This window comes from Vibrio mexicanus (assembly GCF_001012815.1).
Lineage (GTDB): Bacteria > Pseudomonadota > Gammaproteobacteria > Enterobacterales > Vibrionaceae > Vibrio > Vibrio mexicanus.
Map to the genome: position 1 here is coordinate 1 of NZ_JYJP01000105.1, position 24,501 is coordinate 24,501.

The window sequence follows — 24,501 nt, forward strand, 5'->3', positions numbered from 1 at the left end:
CGGTCTTCGCCTCGCCTAAAACGATTTTACCTCGAACAAAATTTAACCGCGAAAGGTCAACAGACCCTAATCACGAAAGTTTTCAAACTGGAACGGCTGACCGAGTTCACCATTGCGAACTAAAGCCATTACTGCTTGTAGGTCGTCACGCTTTTTGCCTGTGACTCGAACCTTTTCACCTTGAATAGATGCTTGGACTTTAATCTTAGCGTCTTTAATCATCTTAACGATTTTCTTAGCAGTTGGCGTATCGATACCTTGTTTGAAGACAACATTTTGATGCCAGTTCTTGCCAGTTTGCTCTGCTTTCTGAGACTCCATTGCGTTCACATCTACACCACGCTTGGTGAGGTTTCCGCGAAGAATGTCACGCATTTGCTGTAGCTGAAAGTCAGCTTCACTGCTGAGTTTTACAGATTCATCTTTCTGCATTTCAAAGCTTGCTTCAACGCCACGGAAGTCAAAACGCGTTGATAGTTCACGTGTCGCATTGTCGACAGCGTTACGTAGCTCGACTGTATCAATTTCAGAAATAATATCAAAAGAAGGCATAATCTATTCCTTAAGTTTTAAAGTCTTGTTTTAACCGCGTTCGCCAGTAGCTCTAGCATATGAGTGGTATCTTGCCAGCTTAGACATGGATCGGTAATGGATTTACCGTATTCAAGGTTGCAGATATCATCCATCGGCTGATTGCCTTCTTCGATGAAGCTTTCTGCCATGATACCCGCGATGCGATCACTGCCTGATTCGATTTGCTTACAGATGTCTTTAGCAACGTCAATTTGCTTTCTGTGTTGCTTTTGGCAGTTAGCGTGGCTGAAATCAACCACTAAACGTTGTGGTAGGTCGAACTCTTCAAGTTGCTTACAGGCTGCAGCAACGCTTTCTGAGTCGAAGTTCGGCCCTTTATCACCACCTCGTAGAATCACGTGACCGTGTGGGTTACCTGCAGTGCGGTAAACGGTCATTCGGCCATTTTTGTCTGGCGAATAGAAGTAGTGCGATGCTTTTGAAGCGCGAATCGCATCTATTGCAATCTTGATGTTGCCATTTGTACCATTCTTGAAACCCACTGGGCACGATAGAGCAGACGCCATTTCGCGGTGGATTTGAGATTCTGTCGTACGTGCGCCAATTGCACCCCAAGTAATAAGGTCAGCAATGTACTGACCAGTAATCATATCTAGGAACTCTGTCGCTGTCGCAAGGCCTAGTTTATTGATATCAAGCAGTAATTTACGAGCTTTGCTTAGGCCAGCTTCTAAAGCGTAAGACCCATCTAAGTTTGGATCTGTGATTAGACCCTTCCAACCTACAACGGTGCGCGGCTTTTCAAAGTACGTGCGCATCACGATGAAAAGCTCATCTTTGTATTGTTCTTGGATGTCAGCAAGGCGAGCTGCGTAATCAAGCGCAGCATCAGTATCGTGTACTGAGCAAGGGCCAACAATCACGAGTAGGCGTTTGTCGTCCCCAGTAAGGATATTTTCGATTTGTTTTCTAGATTGAGCGATACGCTGGGCTACGTCATCAGTGATCGGATGCGCGCTTCCTAGCTCTGCCGGAGTTGGCATTGGCCCCAGTGCTTGGGTTCTTAGTTCATCTGTTTTTAATGGCATACGATAGCCTGATCTTTTAAATTTCGAAGCGGTAAAGATAACGGAAATGGGAGTAGGAATAAACTCTTATGGGGAATCTTTTCGTATTGATGAAAGATTCCTCCAGTCGCGTAGAGCACTGAAGTTGTTGTTTGTTATGAATGAGGTGGTTTTCGACTGACGACTAGTGTCGTTTATACGTTTCATACCAAAAGGAATGCGCTAGGCGGCATTGTTAGAGTACAGATGTTGACAAAATGTTACTTCAAATATTAACTGGTCAGACTAGTTTTCAGGGAAGACAAATATGATCAGTGCGGTAAGAAAAGCTAACCTTTACCTCTCTTTGTTTGGTTTTTTCAAAGTCCCATTCATTTGGTTGAGCCGACCGAAAATTTTGACTTTAGATGATGATAGGGTGGAGATTCGGATTCCACTTAGAAGGAAAACTAAGAATCATCTGAATAGTATGTATTTTGGCGTGCTTGCCGTGGGTGCAGACGTTGCAGGTGGATTTATGGCGATGCATAAGGCTGAGCAGCGAGGGGAGAAGGTATCGCTGGCCTTCAAGTCGGTGACGGGTGATTTCCTTAAACGGCCCGAAGCCGATGTTCATTTCATTTGTGATGATGGGAAGAAGATTGATGAAATGCTCGACGAAGCATTTGCAACGGGTCAACGAGTAAATCGGCCTGTAAAAATTACGGCCATCTGCCCATCACTTCATGGCGATGAGCCAATGGCCGAATTCCACTTAACACTATCATTGAAGAAAATCAGCGCTTAGTTCCGTTATCTTTTATTGAGAAGGTTAGCTACTAGGTTGCGCTGGTATTTCAATTTGCTCAATGGCGACGATCTTGCTCCGGTTTAGAACAATCTTCCAGCGGTAGTATTGAGGCTCGTTTTTATGGTCGTCTTCTTTAATGATTAAGTTAAGTAGATGGCGTTTTTCAACGGACTCTTTAGTCACTTGCCCATTATTAACTTGGTACACTTTGTTAGCGCCTTTATCCATAAGTCGAGTTAAAGGACGCATGCTAATCATCAGTGATTCTCTCGTCTCTTCATAACCGCTCATGAAGCGAGACGTCGACATTTCGACTTCCGAGCGGTAATGGACAATCTGCTCTTCACGTTGAACAACGCGCTTCTTGCGAATGGCTTTGATACGGTCTGGCAGCTTTGACAGCGATTTATAGTCCAACCATTCAAGCTTTTGGCCTACCGACTTGTTTGTCGTCGGATCGATGTAACGCTTACGCCATTTAGGTTTGCCTTTCCTTAGCCAACGCCAGAGCACGTCACGAAGGTCGTCTTTAAAGATTTCCCGTAGAGCATAGACAAAAGACATAGCAACAATGAAAGAAGCGGTAATCTCACCCCAGTAATCTCGCGCCATGATCGCGGTAATGGTCACAAAGACCATTACTAAACCAGTGGCGACGCCTTTGGTGGCGCGTTTCATGTTTTTGCCAAGTGATGTTGTTTTCTCTTTGAGAACAATGGGGTGTTCAATAAGCCTGCGCAGTAAGCGCATCTTATTACTCATTCGCGTTACGTCGTCACGTACACGCTGTGAGTTGTAGTTGTTCAATTTACGGTGCGCGAATTCTTTATCGACCAGCGTGAGTAGACGTTCTTTCACGACCTTATAGTCACCGTCACGGGGCATATGGGCAACCAAGGATAAAAATCGTTGGCTCGTATACCAAGACAAGTAGTTGTCGATATTTGCGTAGTAGCGTTTCAAGCTCTCTTCATAAGGAATACTGCGTCGCAAGCGTTTCAGTATATCCAATGCTAGCTCGATAACTTCATCAACCTCATCGGTCGTGATGACATCTTTTTCATGTTTGTTGAGCTCTGCAACCGCCTTATCGAGTGCAATCACATACTGGTAGGCAAACAAACTCAAACTGACACGATACTGAGTGTTGGAGAGTCGGCCACGTTTTGCTAAGCGGCTGTGCACCAGTGGCAAAAGAGTTTTGTCACTATAATAGGCGCGCTTTTGATGAATGGAGCTGTAGTAGAGTTCATTCTCGCTTAGTACATCGGCGTTAAGTCCAAGTTCTCCGGGAACGAAAAGAAATACATCGAGATCTGACCTTTTGGTGGAAGCCATTGCGTGAGATATCTTAAGAGTGATGCCGTCCTGTTTATCAACGGTTACCAATGGTTCCTCCTGAAAAAATAACTAACTTTCCTTATGGAAGTTAAAGAAAGCATATCAGAGTTTGGGTATAATCACCGCAAATTTAACGAGAGACAGATGAAATGATTAAAGTTGGGCAAATAAACCGTTTAGAAGTTGTTAAGAAAGCGGATTTTGGCGTGTTTTTAGATGCTGACGACTTCGGAACGACTTTGCTACCAAACAGACTTGTGCCAGAAGGTACGGAAGTTGGTCAGTCTTTAGATGTTTTCTTGTACTTCGATTCAGAAAGCCAACTTGCAGCAACAACAGAAACGCCTATCGCCCAAGTGGGCGAGTGGGGCTTGATGCAAGTTGAAGGCATTAATGCAACAGGTGCCTTTGTAAACTGGGGTATTAAGAGTAAAGACCTCTTGGTTCCTTTCAGTGAGCAACGTGGTCGGTTGAGCGCTGGTCAAACAATCTTGGTCCACGTTTATACAGACAAAGCGTCGGGTCGTATTGTGGGAACAACCAAGTTCAACCGTATCTTGGATAAAACACCAGCCAACTACAAGCGCAACGAGCAAGTCGAACTACTGATCGCAGAGCGCAGCCAACTTGGTTACAAAGCAATCATCAATGGCGAACATTGGGGTATGATCTTCCCGTCAGATGTGTTTGGCAAACTCTTTGTTGGCAAGAAGCTAAAGGCTATATCAAGAACATTCGTGAAGATGGCAAAATTGACCTGTCTCTGCAGAAAATTGGTACAGGTAAAATGGACGATCTGAGCGAGAAAGTGATGGATCTGCTTGCAAAGAAAGGGGGCTTTTTACCTCTGAATGATAAGTCTTCACCAGAAGCGATCTTTAGTGCGTTCAGAACCAGTAAAGGAACGTTCAAGAAGACCATTGGCGGCCTGTATAAGCAAGGTAAAATTACTATCGAAAAAGATGGAATCCGTATCGTCGACTAACTTGCCTGATTAAAAAAAGGCCCAAAACCGTTCTTGTTTTGGGCCAGGGGAAATGGCTCATGCAGAGCCTGCGCTAACTGTTTGATATATTGAGATATCCATACAGTAACTATAGTAGATTGTATGGAGTTAGCTAGGCTCAATTAGAATTTCATACTAAGGGGTTACGGTTTAGAATAGGTTTTTGTCTCTAACGAGCTCTCTAGGTAGCCCGTTCTTTATACGATTAGCAACCCATTTCCCCAATCCAATCACATCGTTACCGTGTTTGACAATCACTTCACCTTTACCGGCGATGTTTTCTGGTCGGACATCCCTTCCCATGTACCACTCACGTGCATCTTCGACTGAAAGTACTACACAGTTTTCTTCGTTACCGGTGGCTAGCGAAGTCGCGACTTGATGTTGCCAACGATAGCCATTTTTGTGTGTCTCAGCGATTTTGATGCCCATACGAGAAAAGCGCAGTTCACCAATCATTGGCTCTAGTGACTTGGGGAACAACCAAACATCTTTGTCTCTAATCCATATCTGGCTGTCTTCAGGCAACTCAATGTTCAGGCAAGTCGATAGAGAATTTGAGATTTCGTCCGCTTGCTTTCGGGAAGCCTTTTCAAATGGGAATTTACCCATGCGTTTTTTAACTTGTGGCGCTTCAACGGATTGGGTTTTGTTGATCTTAGCGACAAAGAAACCCTCGCAGTCGTAAACTTGTGGGAAGATGTGCAAGAAGCCTTCTTCCGTTGTCGCTTTTGACGCGTCTGGGAAAAGGTTCTCTAGCGACTCGAACTCGACCGCGTCGCCAAAGGTTTCTTTGAGATGCAAACAGACTTGCTGATTCTCTTCAATACTTAACGTACAAGTAGAGTAGACGAGTGAACCACCAGTTTTAAGTGCATGAAAGGCGCTTTCGATTAAGTCTTTCTGTGTGTCTGCAATGGATAACACGGACTCACGATCCCAGTTTTTCATTGCATCGGCGTCTTTACGAACCGTACCTTCACCTGAGCAGGGAGCATCAATGAGCACAGCATCAAAACGTTCTGGGAGCCATCCACCGAATACACGGCCATCAAAGTTGGTCAATGCTGTGTTTCTTACACCGCAACGCTCAACATTCGCGTGCAGAACTTTTACTCGGCTTGCTGAAAATTCATTGGCCACCAGTACGCCACGATTGCCAAGTTTTGCCGCAATTTGGGTTGATTTTGACCCTGGAGCTGCGGCCATATCTAATACCGCATCTATCCCTCCAATACCGTGATTGAATAGGGCAGACACAGGCATCATGGAGCTGGCTTCTTGGATGTAGAATTGACCGGACATGTGCTCTGCAGTGTTACCTAGTGGGACTTCGGATTCATCGGCCTCGATCCAGAAACCTTCTTCACACCATGGAACAGCTTCTAGTGACCAGCCTTTGTTTTTCGCGGTTTCAAGAAAATCTTCAACACTGGTTTTGAGCGTGTTGACGCGAATGCTTTTTCGCAAAGGACGTTGGCATGCAGCGATAAAGTCTTCCATTGTAAGCGGCTCGGGTAAAATCGCTTCAATTTGGCTTAAGAATTCTTCAGGTAAGTAAACGTTCGAATGCAAGGTCTGGTCCTATGTTTTGTGGTTCGCAGGGATTATAGCGAAATGCTACGAGACTACTAGGTTTGAAGGAAGGAAAGATAAAAAAGGCGAGCCGTTAATGGGCTCGCCTCATGTCTAAAAGATAGTATTTTGAGCCTAAGGCTTAGGTATTGGCGTTCGCCAAGTTAACCAGCTAGGTTCCGCTTTGGCGTAAAGGTAGAAGGACTGAGTTGGCTTAGCAATCGGCATAAGCTCAGACTGCTCAGGCGTGGCAAACGTAATTCCCCCACGAACTATACTATCAATCGTGCCAGCTTTAATGTTTGCACCCGTAAGACCAATCGATACGTCAACACCTGACGTGTTCCAAAATACCGTGTTTTGTCGAATCAAATACGCGTATTCATTGTCGATATTGATAGTAGTGATCACGCGGTCGGCGAACTCCCCAAGTCGAACATTGGTCGCGACACCGACTTCGATGTCTCGATAGAGTACCGGCGTACCAGCGGCAATTGAGCCTCGAGTCTCACTTTGCAAAGTAAACGTGGTGTACTTACCTGTTTTCGGTTTGGTGTTGAGTGCGAATAGGTGGTGAGGTTTACCGTCCCCCGGGGATACACTGATTGAACTGCTCAAAATGTTCTTAATATTGCGTACACCACTCAATCCGATTTCAGGTTCATTAATCCAGAAATACGATCCTTCTTTGGCAACGATTTGTGCAAAATCGGGGTAAATACGCGCTTCAAGTACAACCGATTCTGAGTCGAAATCTGGTGTTAATCTCGTGAGTTCCCCAATCTTGACGCCGTTGTACTCAATTCCTGTACCCACAGAAAGCGAGTCTGCATTGCTAGCTGTGAGGGTAATTGTGTGACCAAACTTCCTTGCATTATCAAAGCTCTCATAGAGCTTGTAGTGGTTGCCTTGTTTGTTTTCAACTCCCTCTAAACTATCAAACGCAATGCCGCCTTGGACTAATGTCTTGAGAGGAGAGGCTTTGACACTCACGCCGCTCAAGCTTGCATTGAACTCCACGCCTGAACGATTCCAGAAAACAGAGCTATCAGTAATAAGGTGTTTGTAACGGTTGTCTATGTTGGTCGTAATGACGACATTTTCACCTTTGAGTTTGTAGTCAAGAACGCTACCGACCTCGAGGTTTCGATACAAGATTGGACTGCCTTTGGATACAGGTGGAAGCTCGTTGGCGACCAAGGTCACCGTGATTGAGCTGCTTGATTGGATTTAGCTAACTCCGCTAAAGACTGGCTGGCATAAAGCGGGTAACTCTTTTTCGATTTTGACGACCCATCACTCACAAAGCTAATCGAACCTGTTAGGAGCTGTTTGGCTGGTGGCACGGTCACACTAAGCCTGATTCTGTGAGCTCGGCACTCGCACTTCCAGTCACAAAGAATCGGTTATTCGAACGCAGAAGCGAGGCGTAGTTGTTATCGATGAGTGTATCGATCAGCACCGTTTCGTCTTTGAGTGATACTTTGGAGATCACACCCACTTGAATGCCGCGATAAAGGATGTTGGCGCCAGGTTCAAGTCCGAAAGAGTTGTCCGATACTAACTGCAGCGGGATAGAACGTGCCTGCTCACGATTAAAGTCGTTCTTGCGAATCGCAGTGAAGTTTCGGGCTTTATCTCCGCCACCCGGTACCAATGTTAGGAAATTGCCTTTTACTAAGTTTGAAATGTTCTCGACGCCAGAAAGCGAGACTTTTGCTTCTTCCAAAATAAACTGGCTTCCAGTGTTCAACATATCGCTAAAGGCGGGTTGTATTGCAGCAGATGCAATAATGCTTTCTCGGTCTTCGCTCAAGCTTAAATCAGTAACTTGTCCCACTTCTAGACCGCGATACATTATTGGAGCACCAGCTGGGCTGATTTTGTTGTCATCAGGGAGCGTCACCTTAATGGCGATGCCTCGCCCTGCCGTTTGGACATCCTTATAGAGTTTGAATTGAGTGTCAGTATCAACGGGAAGGCCGTCGTCTGGGGAGTCGACAGCAATGGCGCCAGAGAAAAGGGCGCTTAAGCTTTCTAGTCGAACATCAATGCCTTTGAAGTCGAAATGCGCGCCTATGCCACTCACATTCCAGAAACGGCTCTTGTCGGTGATGATGTGACGGTATTCTTCTTTAATAGACGCCTGAATAATGACGTTTTGCCCTTTGTCGTCGAGCTGATAATGGTAGATTTCACCGATAGGTATCTTTTTGTAGACGATTTGAGAGCCAACTGAAATCCCACCAAGGTCTTTGGCTTTGAGTGTAATACTGAGTCCGTCTAAGGTATCGCGTAGATCCGCAGGGGCTTTGTCTAGGGCAACAAATTTAGTTTCAAGCTCTGCGGATTCAAGGGAGCCCGGTTGGATGGATATGTAGTTACCAGAAACAAGGGCATCTAATCCTGAAATTCCTGATAAGCTTGCGGTTGGTTTGACCAACCAAAACCGCGTCTCTTTCGAGAGTAATTTGGTGGCCTCTGGGTAGATATCCGCATCGACGTAGATGCTATCGAGCCCTTCGGATAAATTGATGTCCCGAACCATACCAACTTCAAGGCCTTGGTATCGAATCGTTGTTCTACCAGCGACAAGGCCTGCGGCGTCAGAGAAATAAATCTGTACACGCTGCCCCGCATCGTGAATCGCTTTAACCACTAACCATCCAGCAAGAAGCATTGTCAAAATAGGTAGAGCCCATAGAGGGGAAATACCTTTGTTGCGCTTCACTTTAGGTAAGTGACTTGATGGAGGCAATGATTCATTACTCATGTTCTAGCTCTTTCTCGTTTTGATTCGATGCACTTTTCACGGGCTTCGGTGTGATAGGGGAACTGTTTTGAGAACGTTCCCTCTTTGAATAATTATCCCAAATAAGTCTTGGGTCTAGGCTCTCGGCGGCAAGCATGGTGAAAACCACAACGGCTCCAAATGCAACGGCGCCAAAACCTGGGGTGAAATTAAGTATCTGGTCGCGGTCAACCAATGTCATCATGATAGAGATAACAAACAGATCCATCACCGACCACTTACCAATCCATTTAACCGCAAAGTAAATCATCATGCGCTGTTTGTGAAACACTTTGCGCTTAAATTTAATGGCGAGTAGCAAATATCCGAGTCCTAGAATTTTTGCTACGGGAACGACAATACTGGCGACAAAAATGATGATAGCGATGCCCAACATGTCCGTATTTACCAGAGAAGCAACCCCAGAAAAGATGGTGTCTTCAAGACGTTTACCGTTGGTGATTAATATCGAAATGGGGATCAGGTTGGCTGGAAAAATGGCAATGGTTGCGGCGATAAGGTAGGCCCATGTCTTTTGAACGGAGTTCGGCATGCGGTGATGCAGTTCCGACCCACAACGAACACAGCTTTCTCCCTCTGGTTGGGACAAATGACAGCTGTGACAATGAACTTGTTTCTTTTCAAAATGAAATGCTTTTTCACTGCGCCAAGCCTCCCAGTAACGTCTTACGCTGACCCGAGTGATCAAAAGCACAGTGGTTAATTGCAGCATGACCAAGCCTAATAAGCCTGGACCAACGAAAATATCGGAGTAGTCTTGCAGCTTAAAACAAGAAACGGCGATGCTGACCAAAAACACATCGAGCATAACCCAATGTTTCAGTTGCTGAACCAATACCAATGAATATTTGAGTACCTTAAACCAGCGATAACGAAGCGCGAGGTGAGCGGTAGCGACAGAAGTGCAGACCAGAAGTGGGGCAATAGAGCTACAGAACAAGATCAGTAACCCCAGAATGACAAACCCTTCGGACATAAGGGTGAGTGTACCGGCAGGCAGAGTTGCTGGGATCATAACTCCAACAAGACGTATGCTGATGAACTCGAAGAAGTGAGACGGAATGAATAGCAATAAGCACGTAATCGCAATGGCGAGGTTACCGGAAAGAGAGGGCTTGCCTCCTCGATATAACTGAGTGCCGCATCGAGGGCAGTAAGCACTTTTTCCATGCGCAACAGGAACGACTTCGACGGGAAGTTCACAACCTTGGCATAACCGAATCGTCTCGGTATTACCTTCTGGTAAGTCAGTTTCGGTCTGTTGCGCCATTAATCCCTGATTCCATTGCGTTACAGTGTCTCTTTTCGACTGCCTTTAATTGAGAGACTGTAAATTGCCATATAACGTTTGATAGAGTCCTTGCTCTGCCACAAGTTCCCCGTGTGTGCCTGCTTGAGCGACCTGTCCATCTTCTAATACGTATATAAGGTCCGCTTGTTTCACTGCAGATAATCTATGCGCGACGATTAATGTCGTTCGGCCTTTCAAAAATAGAGACAAGGCCTTATGAAGCTTTGCTTCGGTTGATGTATCCAACGCCGAAGTTGCTTCATCCAAAATTACAAACTTAGGATCGCTTAACACCATGCGAGCGATGGCGAGCCTCTGCCTTTGTCCACCGGATAAGCGAATACCATTACGTCCGACTTGGGTATCGAGGCCATCGCTTAATTGGTTAGTCACATCACTGAGTTGGGCGATTTCTAGTGCTCGCCAAAGTTCCGTATCTTTAAACTTGCCACCCAGTGCCAGATTATGCCTTAAAGTGTCGTTGAATAGTATAGGTTGTTGTATTACAACAGCTATTTGTTCACGAATGAGATCAAAGCCTATGTCGTCTGTATTGGCGCCATTGAATTTGATCGTTCCAGACGATTGTTGATAAACGCCTATAAGTAATTGTATTAGTGTGGATTTACCACCGCCGCTCGCGCCAACTAACGCCACCTTCTTGCCCGCTGGGATAGACAGCGACAGATTGTTTAATACTTGCTGCTCAGCATTATACGAGAAGCACACATTGTCTATTTGAACATCGACTTCTCTGTTTGCTTCAAATGGGTTGATTTTACTATTCGGCCGCTGTTCTTCTTCTGTATCCAGAAGGCTATTGATGCGATTTAGCGCCGCTTTTGCGCTATACCATGAAAACTGAATGCCGAGTAACTCTTGTACTGGCGTTAACATAAACCATAGATAGCCGAACACCGCGAAGATTTGGCCTATGGTGAGGTCACTAAACAGTACCATGAGCATTGCTACGGCTCTAAATAACTCAAAGCCCAATAAAAATAGAAGAAAAGAGACGCGACCAGCGGCTTCTGATTGCCAAGCGTATTTATCTGCATCTAACCGAATCTGATTCGCTTGCTCTTTGAGTTCGTTTAGGAAAACGCGTTCTTTATTTGCTGCTCGTAATTGGTAGATGCCATCAAGGGTTTCGACCAGTCGGTTTTGAAACCGCTCGAAAGATTCATTTTCACGGCGCTTGAGGTGTTTTACTTTGCTACCAAGTTTGCGAGAAAAGTAGATAACGATAGGGTTAACCAAAAGAATAAAGAGGCCAAGTCGCCAGTCTAACCACAATAAAACGCCAGCTGTTCCCAGCACTGTAAGTAGGCTAACGATGAACTTACTTAATGTGGAGCCGATGAAGGTATCGATAGTCTCAATATCGGTCACAAGGTGAGAGTTGATGCCGCCGCTACCTTTGGTTTCATACTGCTTGATGCTAATCCGGCCTAACTTATCGATCATGAGTGTACGAATTTGGTAGGTGATCGTTTTAGACACCAAAGTAAATTGTCGGCTTTGAAAGATGTTCAAACCTTGGCTTACCGATCTCATTAGGCAAACTAATATAAGGGTCAGGCCAATGTATCCGGTCGGCGTTTGCCACTGAACAGGAAGAACTTTGTTCATCATATCAAGCCCGCTGGCAGGCTGGTTCAACAGCACTTCGTCGACCATTAACGGCATTAGAAGGGGAATCGGAACACTGATAAGGGTTGCCAAAATCGCAATGGCATTAGCTATCAATAGCTTAGACTTGTGTTTTTTTGCTTGTGTTATAAGCCAAGAGCGGCTAATAGTGTGTGTGTGATCAGGCATTTTAATTGAGAATAAGTCCTATTTTAGTTTAGGGTCACATAATACGTATAAGTCACAATGAAGTCTCCTATTTACAGAGAAGTTAATATGAAAATAGAACATTACCATCGCTTAACCAAACAAGCTGTCGCATTACTGGAATCTGAAACAGATCTTGTTGCTAATCTTTCTAATCTAAGTGCACTGCTGAATTTAGAACTAGAAGATTTAAATTGGGTGGGTTTCTATTTGATGAAAGGAGGTGAGTTGGTTCTTGGTCCTTTCCAAGGTAAGCCTGCTTGCGTGCGTATTCCGGTTGGGCGAGGTGTATGTGGTACAGCGGTGGAACAAAACCAAGTTCAACGTGTCTACGATGTACATCAGTTTGAAGGACACATTGCTTGTGATGCAGAAAGTAATTCTGAAATTGTTATTCCGTTTAGCATTGGCGGAGAAATAGTAGGGGTTCTGGATATCGATAGTCCAAAAATTGGTCGATTTAGCGAGGTTGACGAGGAAGGTCTGGTATTTTTGATGACAGAAGTTGAAAAGCTGCTCAATTCACACGCTAACAAGGCATAAATTAACCTTATAGTGTGGTTTTTCGTTTGCAGGTCACTATAATACCTGATTAATTACTCTTAATGCTCGCGGACAGTCCGCAATAACCAGGAATCCTCATGGAAAACACTGAAAAGTTAAAAAACAGCAAAGAAGTTATCGCATATATTGCTGAATGTTTCCCTAAGTGCTTTACTTTAGAAGGTGAAGCAAAACCATTGAAAATTGGTATTTTTCAAGATCTTGCTGAACGATTAAGTGAAGACCCTAAAGTAAGTAAAACTCAGCTACGTGCAGCGTTAAGACAGTACACATCATCATGGCGTTACCTACACGGTGTAAAACCGGGCGCAACTCGCGTTGATCTAGATGGTAATGCATGCGGTGAACTAGAAGAAGAACACGTAGAACACGCTAAAACAGCGCTTGCTGAAAGCAAGGCTCGCGTACAAGCTCGTCGTAAAGAACAAGCGCAAAAAGCACGTGAAGAAGGTAAGGCAAAAGCGAAACCGGCTAAAAAGCCTCAAGCTCGCCGCCAACAGCCTAACTCACAGAAAGCACAAAAGGCACCAAGTAAGCCTGTAGAAACACGTGCACTGAATGCTGACGAAGTAACTGTTGGTAATCAAGTGAATGTGAACATGGGTAAAGGAAACATGGCTGCGACCATTGTTGAAATCAATAAGGAAGATGTGCGTGTTCAACTAGCAAACGGCCTACAAATGGTTGTTAAAGCGGAGCACTTGCGCGCATAAAGGAGATACTCCTACGCATGAAATGCCGTTCAAAATTGACTCTGATTGCTGCTAGCCTTTGGCTAGCAGCAACATCAGCTCAGGCTCTAGAAGCCAAAATTAGCAAAGAAGACTTACCAGTCCTCGCCCCTGAAGTTCAACATGCTACTGCGAGTAAACGAGTTACTTCTCGATTTACCCGTTCTCACTACAAGCACTTCACCCTCAACGACGAGTTCTCTCAAGCCATTTTTACCCGTTACATTGAAATGCTTGATTTCAATCGTAATGTTTTCACTCAAGCGGACATTGATTCGTTCAATAAGCTGTCTGTTGGTCTTGATGACCAGCTCAAAAATGGTGAAAACCAGATTGCTTTTGACGTATACAACCAATCGATAATCCGTCGCTACGAGCGTTTCAAATATGCGTTGTCTCTGCTCGACGAAGAGATGAAGTTTGATACGGACGAAGTCATTGTTCTTGATCGTAGCGAAGAAAGTTGGGCGAAAGATACGGCGGAGCTCGATGAGCTTTGGCGTAAAAGAGTAAAATACGATGCTCTGAATCTTAAGTTGACGGACAAAGAGTGGCCAGAAATCAAAGAGATTCTTGGCAAGCGCTATAACAACGCGATTAAACGACTCAGCCAAACTCATAATGAAGATGCATTCCAGCTGTACATGAATGCATTTGCCCGCGAAGTTGATCCGCACACGAGTTATCTCTCTCCTCGTAACGCTGAACAATTCCAATCGGAAATGAATCTTTCGTTGGAAGGTATTGGCGCCGTTCTTCAAATGACGGACGATTACACTGTGATTCGTTCACTTGTTGCTGGTGGCCCTGCGTCGAACAGCAAGCAGTTGGGGGAAGGAGATAAAATCCTTGGTGTTGGTCAAGACGGTGAAGAGATCGTTGATGTTATCGGCTGGCGTTTAGATGATGTCGTACAGTTAATCAAAGGTCCGAAAGGGACCAAAGTGATGCTGCAGATCTTGCCAGAAGGTAAAGATGCAAAAAGTCACGTTGTCACAATTGTTCGAGACAAGATTCGTTTAGAAGATAGGGCGGTTAAGTCAGAAGTTATCGAACAAGATGGCAAGAAGATTGGTGTTCTTGAAGTGCCAAGTTTCTATGTTGGCCTTGCTAAAGATACAGACAAGCTTATTACAGAACTAACCGAACAAAACGTTGATGGCATTATCGTCGACTTGCGTAACAATGGCGGCGGTGCCTTGACTGAGGCTACAGCACTTTCAGGTCTGTTTATTGAGAGTGGCCCAGTAGTTCAAGTTCGAGATAGCTACGGCCGTGTCAATGTCAATAGCGATACCGATGGTAACATTAGCTATAAAGGTCCATTGACTGTTCTCATCAACCGTTACAGTGCTTCGGCATCTGAAATTTTTGCAGCGGCAATGCAAGATTACGGACGGGCGATTATTCTCGGTGAAAACTCATTCGGTAAAGGTACGGTTCAACAACATCGCTCTTTGAATCACATCTATGATCTGTTTGAGAAAGAGCTGGGCTATGTTCAGTACACGATTCAGAAATTCTATCGAATCAATGGCGGCAGTACGCAGAACAAAGGTGTTGTACCGGATATCAGTTTCCCATCTGCTGTCGATCCTGCAGAAACGGGGGAGAGTGTTGAAGATAATGCTCTGCCTTGGGACCAGATCGACCGAGTGAAATATCAAACATTACAACGTAACGATGAGATCATCGACAAGTTAAATGCTAAGCACGTTGCTCGTATCGCTGATGACTTAGAGTTCTCGTTCATTCAAGAAGATATTGCCAAATATCAGTTGGAAAAGGACGACAACACGCTGTCACTAAATGAAGCGGTTCGCCGCGCAGAGAGTGATGAGTCAGACGAGTTACGTTTGTCACGTATTAATCAGAGACAAGTTGCGAACGGCGATGAAGCTTTCAAGGCTTTATCAGACGTTCCAAAGGATTATGAAGTGCCAGATGCTTATTTAGATGAATCTGTTGCTATCATGATTGATCTGATTAAGTAGCGGTTTTTCATAAACTTTTTCAAAAGCGGACCCATAGGTCCGCTTTTTTTGTGAACCGAATAAATGTGATTTAGATCAAATTACTTAGCATTATCGAAAAAGCCCTCCTAAGCTTAAACAAAAAAGTGTGAGGTAGAGCATATGAGATGGATCCTAGTATTAGCAGCAATTCTTACGTTTTCGACGGTATCGAATGCTGAAGAAAACACAAACCCACAAAAGAATAAGAATGACTTAACTCAGTTTGATATGCCGTTATTGCTAGGCGATTGGTACTTGTTTAATGACAATCCTGAGGCGACAAAAGAGAACTTTATTGCCATTAAACTCACACTCGATTCAAATTATGCCTTTACTATCGATATTCAGAAAAAAGACTACAGTGTTGACCATTGGGAAGGTTTGTACACCGCCAATGAAGATACGATCATACTGGGCTTGAACACAGACGAGCCGCAAGTTTACGGCTATCAAGCTAATCACAATATGCTCAACTTAAACGGTGTGACATTTACAAAGGCGTTATCCAACTCGCTCGCGGGTATGTGGTCGAGTGAAAGTTTAGGTGGTTCGGATTTATTGGCGAGTGATGTCGAGAAAATGGACTTACTGTTGCAGCCGGACTTCGTGTTCATGTTTAGAGTGAGTAACGATGACGGACAAGAAGCGATACACCAAGGTGTGTATTACACTGAAGGTGACCATCTTGTATTGCTGTATGCGGATGGTGAACACGATACTCGATACACCTTGAATAGTGACAAGCTCACATTAGAAGGTGAAAACGGAGATATGTTTGCAGTTCTTAATCGAGTTACTGAGTAGGCATTCCATATTTATGACTACAATTAACACATCGCATGACCAAATAGATTGGAAGCGCTAGCTTAACCAGCAAATTGACGAGGTATTTCTTAGAGATACCTCGTTTTTTTATACCTGTCATAGTAATCTAGACTAATTATATTAACGGTGAATCAATCACTGAACCCAGTCACAAGGAAAATGACATGGCAGATGCTCCACAAGCCAAATATCGCAAAGATTACCAACCGCCTTCGCATACCATTACGCAAATCTCTTTAACGTTCGACTTACACGATACCCAAACCATTGTCACTGCTGTTTCTCAAGTAAAGCAGGTGGGAAAATCTCACACATTGACTCTTGATGGAGAGGGCTTAGAACTTGTTTCTGTCAAAGTAGACGGCACCTCTTGGTCTGAGTTTAAACAGAGCGAAGGTCAGTTAGAAATCTCAAACTTACCCGCTGAGTTTGAGTTAACAATTGACACTAAAATTAATCCAGAAGACAACACGGCGCTAGAAGGTTTATACAAGTCGGGTGGTGCTTTCTGTACTCAATGTGAAGCTGAAGGTTTCCGTCGTATTACTTATTATCTTGACCGTCCCGACGTACTGGCCGTGTTCACAACGAAAGTAATCGCGGATAAATCCAATTTCCCGTTCCTATTAAGTAACGGTAACCGCGTTGAAAGCGGAGATCTTGAGAATGGACGTCACTGGGTTGAGTGGCATGACCCGCATCCAAAACCAGCTTACTTGTTCGCGTTGGTCGCAGGGGATTTTGATGTACTTCGCGACAAATACGTCACGCGTTCAGGACGTAATGTTGAGTTAGAAATCTTCGTAGACAAAGGAAATCTTGACCGCGCCAATCATGCGATGGTTTCTTTGATTAACTCAATGAAGTGGGACGAAGAGCGCTTTGACCTAGAATACGATCTGGATATCTACATGATCGTTGCCGTTGATTTCTTCAATATGGGCGCGATGGAAAACAAAGGTTTGAACGTCTTTAATTCAAAATACGTTCTAGCCAATACGCAAACTGCAACCGATGCCGATTACCTGGGTATCGAAGCCGTGATTGGACACGAATATTTCCATAACTGGACGGGTAACCGAGTGACTTGTCGCGATTGGTTCCAGCTTTCATTAAAAGAAGGCCTGACTGTCTTCCGCGACCAAGAGTTCTCATCGGATCTTGGTTCACGCTCAGTAAACCGAATCAACAATGTTCGAATCATTCGTGGGCCACAGTTTGCCGAAGATGCGAGCCCGATGTCTCATCCGATTCGTCCTGAGAAAGTTATCGAGATGAATAACTTCTACACCTTAACGGTTTACGAGAAAGGCAGTGAAGTGATTCGAATGATGCATACCTTGTTGGGTGAAGATGGATTCCAGAAGGGTATGAAACTTTACTTTGAGCGTCATGATGGAACGGCCGCAACTTGTGAAGATTTCGTCGCTGCTATGGAAGATGCTTCCGGTGTCGATTTGAAACAGTTCCGCCTATGGTACAGCCAGTCAGGTACACCGACGGTTTCAGTAACGACGTCGTATGATGACGCTGCCAAAACTTATACGATGACTGTTGTTCAAAAGACAGAACCAACGTTAGATCAAGAAGAAAAACAAGCACTTCACATTCCGTTTAACGTGGAATTGTACACACAAGCTGGTGATGTGATCGAGTTACAATGTAACGGAGAGCCTGTCTCCAATGTGCTCGACGTGAAGCAATCAAGTCAAAGTTTTGTCTTTGAGAACGTAAGCTCACGTCCGATTCCGTCGATGTTACGTGAGTTTTCTGCACCTGTGGTTCTTGAGTACGATTATTCAGATGAAGAGTTGATTTTCTTAATGTCTCAAGCTCGCAATGACTTTGCTCGTTGGGATGCAGGGCAAATGTTGTTGGCGAAATACATCAAAGCGAATGTCGAGAAGGTTCAGGCAGGCGGTGACGTTTCCGTTAGTTCAGAAGTGGTTGATGCATTCCGTGGCGTACTATTGAGTGAAACTTTAGAGCCTGCTTTCATTGCAGAAATGCTTGCGCTTCCGAGTCACAATGAAGTTTCGGGTTGGTATAAACAAGTTGATGTTGATGCGATTGCTCATGTGCTTAAGTCAATCAAAGTTCAACTTGCTAACGAACTGCATGATGAGCTAACAGCTGTTTATCACAGTTTAAATCAGCAAGAGTATTCCATTGAACATGCTTCTATTGGTAAGCGTGCTTTGCGTAACATTGCACTTTCTTATTTAGCATTTACTGAGCAAGGAAATGGTTTGGTGTTAAGTCAGTATGACTCTGCTAATAACATGACCGATACTATTGCAGCGATGAACGCGGCAAATAGTGCGCAGTTGGAATGTCGTGAACGCTTAATGTCTGATTACAGCGATAAGTGGACTCACGATGGACTTGTTATGGATAAATGGTTTGCGTTGCAAGGCACTAACCCAGCCAAAGATGCGCTCGACAAAGTGAAAAGTACAATGTCTCATGCGGCATTTAGCTTAAAAAATCCGAACCGTACTCGAAGCTTAGTGGGTGCATTTTTCAATATGAACCCTGTTCAGTTTCATTCGGTAACTGGCGAAGGTTATCAATTTGCAGGTGAGATATTACGTGAGTTAAACAGTTCGAACCCTCAAGTTGCTTCGAGGCTGATCGATCCACTGCTTAAGTTCCGCAAATATGATCCTAAACGCCAAGCGCTGATCAAGGCTGAACTTGAAAAGCTAAAGGCAATGGACAATCTAGCAAAAGATCTGTTTGAGAAAGTAACGAAGGCATTAGCGTCTTAATCACTTTATCTCATTAGATCAATATATTATGGTAGCGATAATTGGATAACAGTTATCGCTATTTTTAAAATTACGCTATGAATCATTACTACTTCACGCTTAATATTTCCTACCAAACATTTGTGTCTCATTACAGTGGCGCGGCCAGCAGTGTCGTTGTTCACACCGATAATGGTCTTCGGATACAACTTCCTGCGGTACGCTTTCGTCCTTACCTGACTCAAATCGGGGTAAAAGGGCGCTTTCGCCTTACAACAGACCAGAATAATAAGTTTATAAAGTTAGAAGTTCTGTAGATTTCCAGAATGATAGACGTTTAAATAGTGTCTCTATCACAATATCCAACATTCCTCCTAGATCCCCGACAAAATTAATTAACTTATCAGTAGCAAACCTCTTACAATAACAATGCATTACCCGTAGTAAGCACTATGCTTACAGCATCCCCCTATAAAATAATAAAATGTAATTGTGGAGTGTGATTATGACCGCGCGTGAAACCATAATGCCGGTTCTGCTTGAAAAGGTTTATAAGCTAATTCAAGACAAACTCGAGCTTGCTCATCAACCCCTAGTCACAAAACTTGCTCAACATCTCTTTAGTAACATTTCTAGAGACGATCTCAATGAGCGAAACGAATCTGATCTCTATGGTGCCGTAGTTAGCCTTTGGCATCACCTAAACGAAAAAAAAGCAGAAGAGATTTCCGTTAGGGTATTCAACCCAACCGTGAGTCGCCAAGGATGGCAATCGACACATACTATTGTTGAAATCGTTGTGCCTGATAGTCCGTTCTTAGTTGACTCAATTAAGATGGCGCTCAACAGACTAGACTTGGTTTCGCATTTAATGCTGCATGGCCCAACACAAATTGGTCGTGATAAGAAAGGGAAAGTCACAAGCATCAATGACGGAGAGGGTGCGTTTCATTCTTTGTTTCATTTGGAAGTGGATCGACTTGCTGACAAAGAAGCCATGACCTCTTTGAAAGAAGAACTCATGACAATCTTGACCGACACTGGATTAGTCGTGAACGACTGGTTGTTGATGGTTGAAAAACTCGATGAAGTTACCCATCAGGTTGAAGCACAACAAGACAAGATAGAAGTTGAAGGCGATCGCTATGACGAAGCGCTTGAATTCTTAAAGTGGTTAGGCAACCACAACTTCACATTCATGGGATACAAAGAGTTCGACTTGGTGACCAAAGATGGTGACAGTGAACTGGTTCCAACTAAAGATAAAGGATTAGGTTTGTTCGCGAATCCTGATCGTGTTCGATCCGTTAAGCTTTCTGATTTTTCTGACTCGGCTCGCCTTGAAGCGAAAAAGCCGTTCTTGTTGATCGTTACCAAAGGCAACACCCAATCAAGAATCCACAGACCGGCTTATACCGATTACATTGGCGTGAAGAAGTTCGACAAGAACGGTAAAGTGATTGGGGAGCATCGATTCACTGGCTTGTACACTTCGGCCGTTTATAACCAAAGTGTTTCCGGGATTCCGCTTGTAAGACAGAAGGTGGAACGTATTCTTGAAGCAAGTGGTTACCGAGATGGATCATACTCTTATAAAGCACTGCACAATATTTTAGAAAACTACCCGCGTGATGAACTGCTTCAAGCCAAAGAGCATGAGCTGTTAGAAGTCGGCATGGGTGTAGTGCAAATGCAAGACCGCGACATGCTCCGATTGTTCGTGCGCAAAGACCCGTTCGGCCGTTTCTTTAGTTGCATGGTGTACGTGACTAAAGACAGATACAACACTGAACTTCGTCGCCAAACCCAACGCATTTTGAAAAATTACTTTGGCTGCGAACAGGAAGTAGAGTTCCAAACTTACTTCTCTGAAAGTCCGCTGGCCCGAACTCACTACATTGTTCGTGTTGATAACAACAACATGAATGTTGATGTTAAAACAATTGAGCAAAACTTAATGGAAGCATCGTCTACTTGGGATGACCGACTGTCAGAAGCTATCGTTGCAAATTTTGGAGAAAGTAAAGGGTTACCACTCACCAAAGAATACATGCGTGCATTCCCACGTTCTTATAAAGAAGACGTGATGCCAGCATCTGCGGTTGCGGATATTGAACGACTAGAGTTCCTAAATGATGATCATCGATTAGGGATGTTGTTCTATCGACCTCAAGAAGAGGCGGCAGATTCGAAAGCGGTGAGGCTGAAACTTTATCATAGAGATGAGCCGATTCACTTGTCGGACGTTATGCCGATGTTGGAAAACTTAGGCCTACGTGTGATCGGAGAATCGCCTTATGAAGTGCGTAAGAATAACGGGCACACTTATTGGATCCTTGATTTCTCAATGCTTCATAAGAGTGAGAACACAGTTGATCTTCGAGAAGCTCGCGATCGTTTCCAACAAGCGTTCGCTGCCATTTGGGCAGGGGATCTAGAAAGTGACGGCTTCAACCGACTATTGCTTGGCGCTTCTTTAACGGGGCGTGAAATCTCGATTCTTCGTGCTTACGCACGATATATGAGACAAGTGGGCTTCCCATTCAGTCAACAATATATCGAAGATACGCTGTCTCACTATCCACATTTGGCAAAAGGCCTGGTGGATCTCTTTGCTCGTCGCTTTGATCCTAAATTCAAAGGCGGTCAAAAAGGCCAAGATGATCTAATGGCGAAATTAACCGAACAGTTAGATCATGTTGAAAGCCTAGATGACGACCGGATCATTCGTCGCTACATGGAGATGATTACCGCAACGCTTCGTACTAACTACTATCAAGTTGGTGCTAATAAGATGCCAAAACCTTGGTTGTCTTTGAAGATGAAACCAAGCGATATTCCAGAGATCCCACAACCTGTACCAGCATTTGAGATCTTTGTTTATGCACCAGATATTGAAGGTGTTCACCTGCGTGGCGGAAAGGTCGCTCGTGGTGGTCTTCGTTGGTCTGACCGTCAGGAAGATTTCCGTACTGAAATTCTTGGCCTGGTGAAAGCACAACAAGTTAAGAATACCGTCATTGTTCCGGTTGGTGCGAAAGGTGGCTTCGTTTGTAAACGTCAGCTACATTAACGAATCGTGATGAGATCTTTGCTGAAGGACAACGTTGTTACAAACGCTTTATCCGAGCGCTATTGGATGTTTCTGACAATATTATCGAAGGCGAGATCGCTTATCCGAAGAATGTGGTTCGTCATGATGAAGACGATCCTTACTTGGTTGTTGCTGCCGACAAAGGCACGGCAACATTCTCTGACTTAGCGAACTCTGTATCAGAAGAATACAACTTCTGGCTAGGTGACGCTTTTGCATCTGGTGGCTCAAATGGTTACGACCATAAAGCGATGGGTATTACCGCAAAAGGTGGTTGGGAATCAGTTAAGCGCCACTTCAGAGAGATGGGTATTAACTGTCAAACCACAGATTTTACCGCGATTGGTGTAGGTGACATGGCGGGGGACGTATTTGGTAACGGTATGTTGCTATCGAAGCACATTCGCCTACAAGCTGCCTTTAACCACATGCATATCTTCATTGATCCTAACCCAGATTCAGCGAGTAGTTGGGAAGAGCGTAATCGACTGTTCCAACTGCCACGTTCAAGTTGGGAAGACTACGATGCGAAGCTGATATCTAAAGGTGGTGGCATCTTCTCTCGCCGAGCGAAATCGATTGATTTAACGCCAGAAATTCAAAAGATGCTTGGTACCAAACGTGCCTCAATGGCGCCAAATGATCTGATTAAAAAGATCCTATCTATGAAAGTGGATCTGCTGTGGAACGGTGGGATCGGTACTTATGTTAAAGCTTCAACTGAAACCCATACTGATGTTGGGGATCGCGCTAACGATGTATTACGCATTGATGGACAAGATCTAAAAGCAAAAGTAGTGGGTGAAGGTGGTAACTTGGGTATGACTCAATTGGGTCGTATCGAATATGGTTTGAACGGCGGCCGTGTTAACACTGACTTTGTGGATAACGTGGGTGGCGTTGACTGTTCAGATAACGAGGTCAACATTAAGATCTTCCTTAATGGCCTGGTTATGAATGGCGATCTTACAGTCAAGCAAAGAAACACCATACTTGAGTCGATGGAAGATGAAGTCGGTGAGATTGTACTTGAAGATGCTTACAATCAGTCTGAATCAATTTCAGTAACTGAGCAGCAAGGCGTTTCTTTGGTGAAAGAGCAGATTCGCTTTATCCATACAATGGAAAAAGCGGGGCATTTGGATCGTGCGCTTGAGTACATTCCAGATGATGAAACGCTGCTTGAGCGTGAAAAGCAAGGCAAGGGACTGACTCGGCCAGAGCTCTCAGTACTTGTGGCTTACGGTAAAATGGTGCTGAAAGAGCAATTGGTTCACGATGACATCTCTAATGATGCGTATCATGCGAAACAGCTAGTACAATACTTCCCTGATGAGTTACGCCGTAACTATAAAGATCATATGGATAATCATCCATTAAGAGCAGAAATCATAGCAACTGTTCTTGCAAATCAGATGGTTAACGAAATGGGGTGCAACTTTGTCACTCGTCTTCAAGAGGAAACAGGCGCCAATGTGGTTGATATTGCCAATGCTTACGCTGCGGCAAGAGAGATCTTCAATCTAGGCTCTGTTCTCACTCAAATTAGGGAATTAGACAATATCGCAACTACTTCAGCTCAGTATGATTTGATCTACTATGTCCGTCGTACCTTGCGTCGTTTAGCTCGTTGGCTGCTTCGTAACCGTACCGGTAAGCAATGCGTCAATGAACTGATCAAGTTGTATCAAGCCGATGCCATTACTATCACTGAAAAAATTGATGACATGCTGGTGGCCGAAGAAGTAGCTGAACACAATCAGATGGCTAACGCTTGGATTGAACAGGGCGTGACGGAAGCATTGGCCAATTATGTCGCTCGTTTATCAAGTCTATACTCAGTACTGGATATATCCACAGTGTCTCGTGAAAAGGGCACCACAGTCGAGCAAACGGCCAAACTTTACTACACATTGGGTGATCGATTGTCTTTACATTGGTTCTTGAAACAGATTAATGGCCAAGCGGTAGACAATAACTGGCAAGCGCTAGCAAGAGCAGCTTTCAGAGAAGATCTGGATTGGCAGCAACGTCAGCTAACTGGCCAAGTATTAAGCTGCGGATGTTCTCCCGATAAACTCGATGTTAATAAGGCGTTAGATGATTGGATTATCATGAATGAAGTGTCTTTACATCGCTGGGAAAACATTTTGAACGAGTTCAAAGTCGGTTCTGTGCATGAATTTGCGAAATTTTCCGTCGCATTGAGGGAATTGATGTTATTAAATTTGAATTGTTCGGCAAATGAGTAAATAATAACGCCCCGT

At 44.3% G+C, this 24,501-nt stretch carries 13 protein-coding genes and 3 pseudogenes; 9 read left to right on the forward strand and 7 right to left on the reverse strand.

The window, feature by feature from the left end; all coding sequences use genetic code 11:
• Positions 1 to 66: 66 nt before the first annotated feature.
• Together UA76_RS15455 and UA76_RS15460 are read right to left on the reverse strand one after the other, a co-directional pair.
• Positions 67 to 552, reverse strand: a complete 486-nt coding sequence (locus UA76_RS15455; protein ID WP_047047946.1) for a YajQ family cyclic di-GMP-binding protein — start codon at positions 550 to 552, stop codon at positions 67 to 69.
• 17 nt (positions 553 to 569) lie between these two features.
• Positions 570 to 1,622, reverse strand: a complete 1,053-nt coding sequence (locus UA76_RS15460; RefSeq protein WP_047047949.1) for a 3-deoxy-7-phosphoheptulonate synthase — start codon at positions 1,620 to 1,622, stop codon at positions 570 to 572.
• A gap of 286 nt (positions 1,623 to 1,908) precedes the next feature.
• Here UA76_RS15460 and UA76_RS15465 point away from each other — a divergent pair, with 286 nt between their 5' ends.
• Positions 1,909 to 2,388: a PaaI family thioesterase gene (locus UA76_RS15465; RefSeq protein WP_047047952.1), complete on the forward strand. Its 480-nt coding sequence runs from the start codon at positions 1,909 to 1,911 to the stop codon at positions 2,386 to 2,388.
• 24 nt (positions 2,389 to 2,412) lie between these two features.
• Here UA76_RS15465 and UA76_RS15470 read toward each other — a convergent pair whose 3' ends face one another.
• Complete coding sequence (locus UA76_RS15470) at positions 2,413 to 3,780, reverse strand: hypothetical protein (RefSeq protein WP_047047956.1); 1,368 nt, start codon at positions 3,778 to 3,780, stop codon at positions 2,413 to 2,415.
• A gap of 101 nt (positions 3,781 to 3,881) precedes the next feature.
• Here UA76_RS15470 and UA76_RS15475 point away from each other — a divergent pair.
• A pseudogene (locus UA76_RS15475) lies at positions 3,882 to 4,717 on the forward strand (CvfB family protein).
• Between the two features lie 171 nt (positions 4,718 to 4,888).
• Here the strand turns inward: UA76_RS15475 and rsmF are convergent.
• From rsmF to UA76_RS15495, 4 genes and pseudogenes are all read right to left on the reverse strand, one after another.
• The gene (rsmF, locus tag UA76_RS15480; RefSeq protein ID WP_047047959.1) at positions 4,889 to 6,313 is read right to left on the reverse strand and encodes a 16S rRNA (cytosine(1407)-C(5))-methyltransferase RsmF; all 1,425 of its coding nucleotides are present in this window, start codon (positions 6,311 to 6,313) and stop codon (positions 4,889 to 4,891) included.
• Positions 6,314 to 6,448: 135 nt separating this feature from the next.
• Positions 6,449 to 9,086, reverse strand: a pseudogene (locus UA76_RS15485) (PqiB family protein).
• A complete protein-coding gene (locus UA76_RS15490) occupies positions 9,079 to 10,395 on the reverse strand; it encodes a paraquat-inducible protein A (RefSeq protein ID WP_084705522.1) in 1,317 nt (438 codons plus the stop codon). The pseudogene UA76_RS15485 and the gene UA76_RS15490 overlap by 8 nt, the downstream one beginning before the upstream one ends.
• 45 nt (positions 10,396 to 10,440) lie before the next feature.
• Positions 10,441 to 12,237, reverse strand: a complete 1,797-nt coding sequence (locus UA76_RS15495; RefSeq protein WP_047047962.1) for an ABC transporter ATP-binding protein — start codon at positions 12,235 to 12,237, stop codon at positions 10,441 to 10,443.
• 87 nt (positions 12,238 to 12,324) lie between these two features.
• On the opposite strand from UA76_RS15495, the gene UA76_RS15500 reads away from it, so the two are divergent.
• The 7 genes and pseudogenes from UA76_RS15500 (at position 12,325) to UA76_RS15525 (ending at position 24,486) form a co-directional block, all read left to right on the forward strand.
• Positions 12,325 to 12,798 carry a GAF domain-containing protein gene (locus tag UA76_RS15500; RefSeq protein ID WP_047047965.1) on the forward strand — a complete coding sequence of 158 codons (474 nt, stop codon included), beginning with the start codon at positions 12,325 to 12,327 and terminating at the stop codon, positions 12,796 to 12,798.
• 98 nt (positions 12,799 to 12,896) lie between these two features.
• Positions 12,897 to 13,532, forward strand: a complete 636-nt coding sequence (proQ, locus tag UA76_RS15505) for an RNA chaperone ProQ (RefSeq protein ID WP_047047968.1) — start codon at positions 12,897 to 12,899, stop codon at positions 13,530 to 13,532.
• 17 nt (positions 13,533 to 13,549) lie between these two features.
• A complete protein-coding gene (prc, locus tag UA76_RS15510) occupies positions 13,550 to 15,544 on the forward strand; it encodes a carboxy terminal-processing peptidase (protein WP_047047971.1) in 1,995 nt (664 codons plus the stop codon).
• Between the two features lie 141 nt (positions 15,545 to 15,685).
• Positions 15,686 to 16,369 carry a hypothetical protein gene (locus UA76_RS15515; RefSeq protein WP_047047974.1) on the forward strand — a complete coding sequence of 228 codons (684 nt, stop codon included), beginning with the start codon at positions 15,686 to 15,688 and terminating at the stop codon, positions 16,367 to 16,369.
• A 185-nt stretch (positions 16,370 to 16,554) separates the two neighbouring features.
• Positions 16,555 to 19,161: an aminopeptidase N gene (gene pepN, locus UA76_RS15520; RefSeq protein WP_047047978.1), complete on the forward strand. Its 2,607-nt coding sequence runs from the start codon at positions 16,555 to 16,557 to the stop codon at positions 19,159 to 19,161.
• Between the two features lie 77 nt (positions 19,162 to 19,238).
• Complete coding sequence (locus UA76_RS23125) at positions 19,239 to 19,457, forward strand: DUF2835 domain-containing protein (RefSeq protein ID WP_075202588.1); 219 nt, start codon at positions 19,239 to 19,241, stop codon at positions 19,455 to 19,457.
• A 188-nt stretch (positions 19,458 to 19,645) separates the two neighbouring features.
• A pseudogene (locus UA76_RS15525) lies at positions 19,646 to 24,486 on the forward strand (NAD-glutamate dehydrogenase).
• The last annotated feature ends 15 nt before the right edge of the window (positions 24,487 to 24,501 follow it).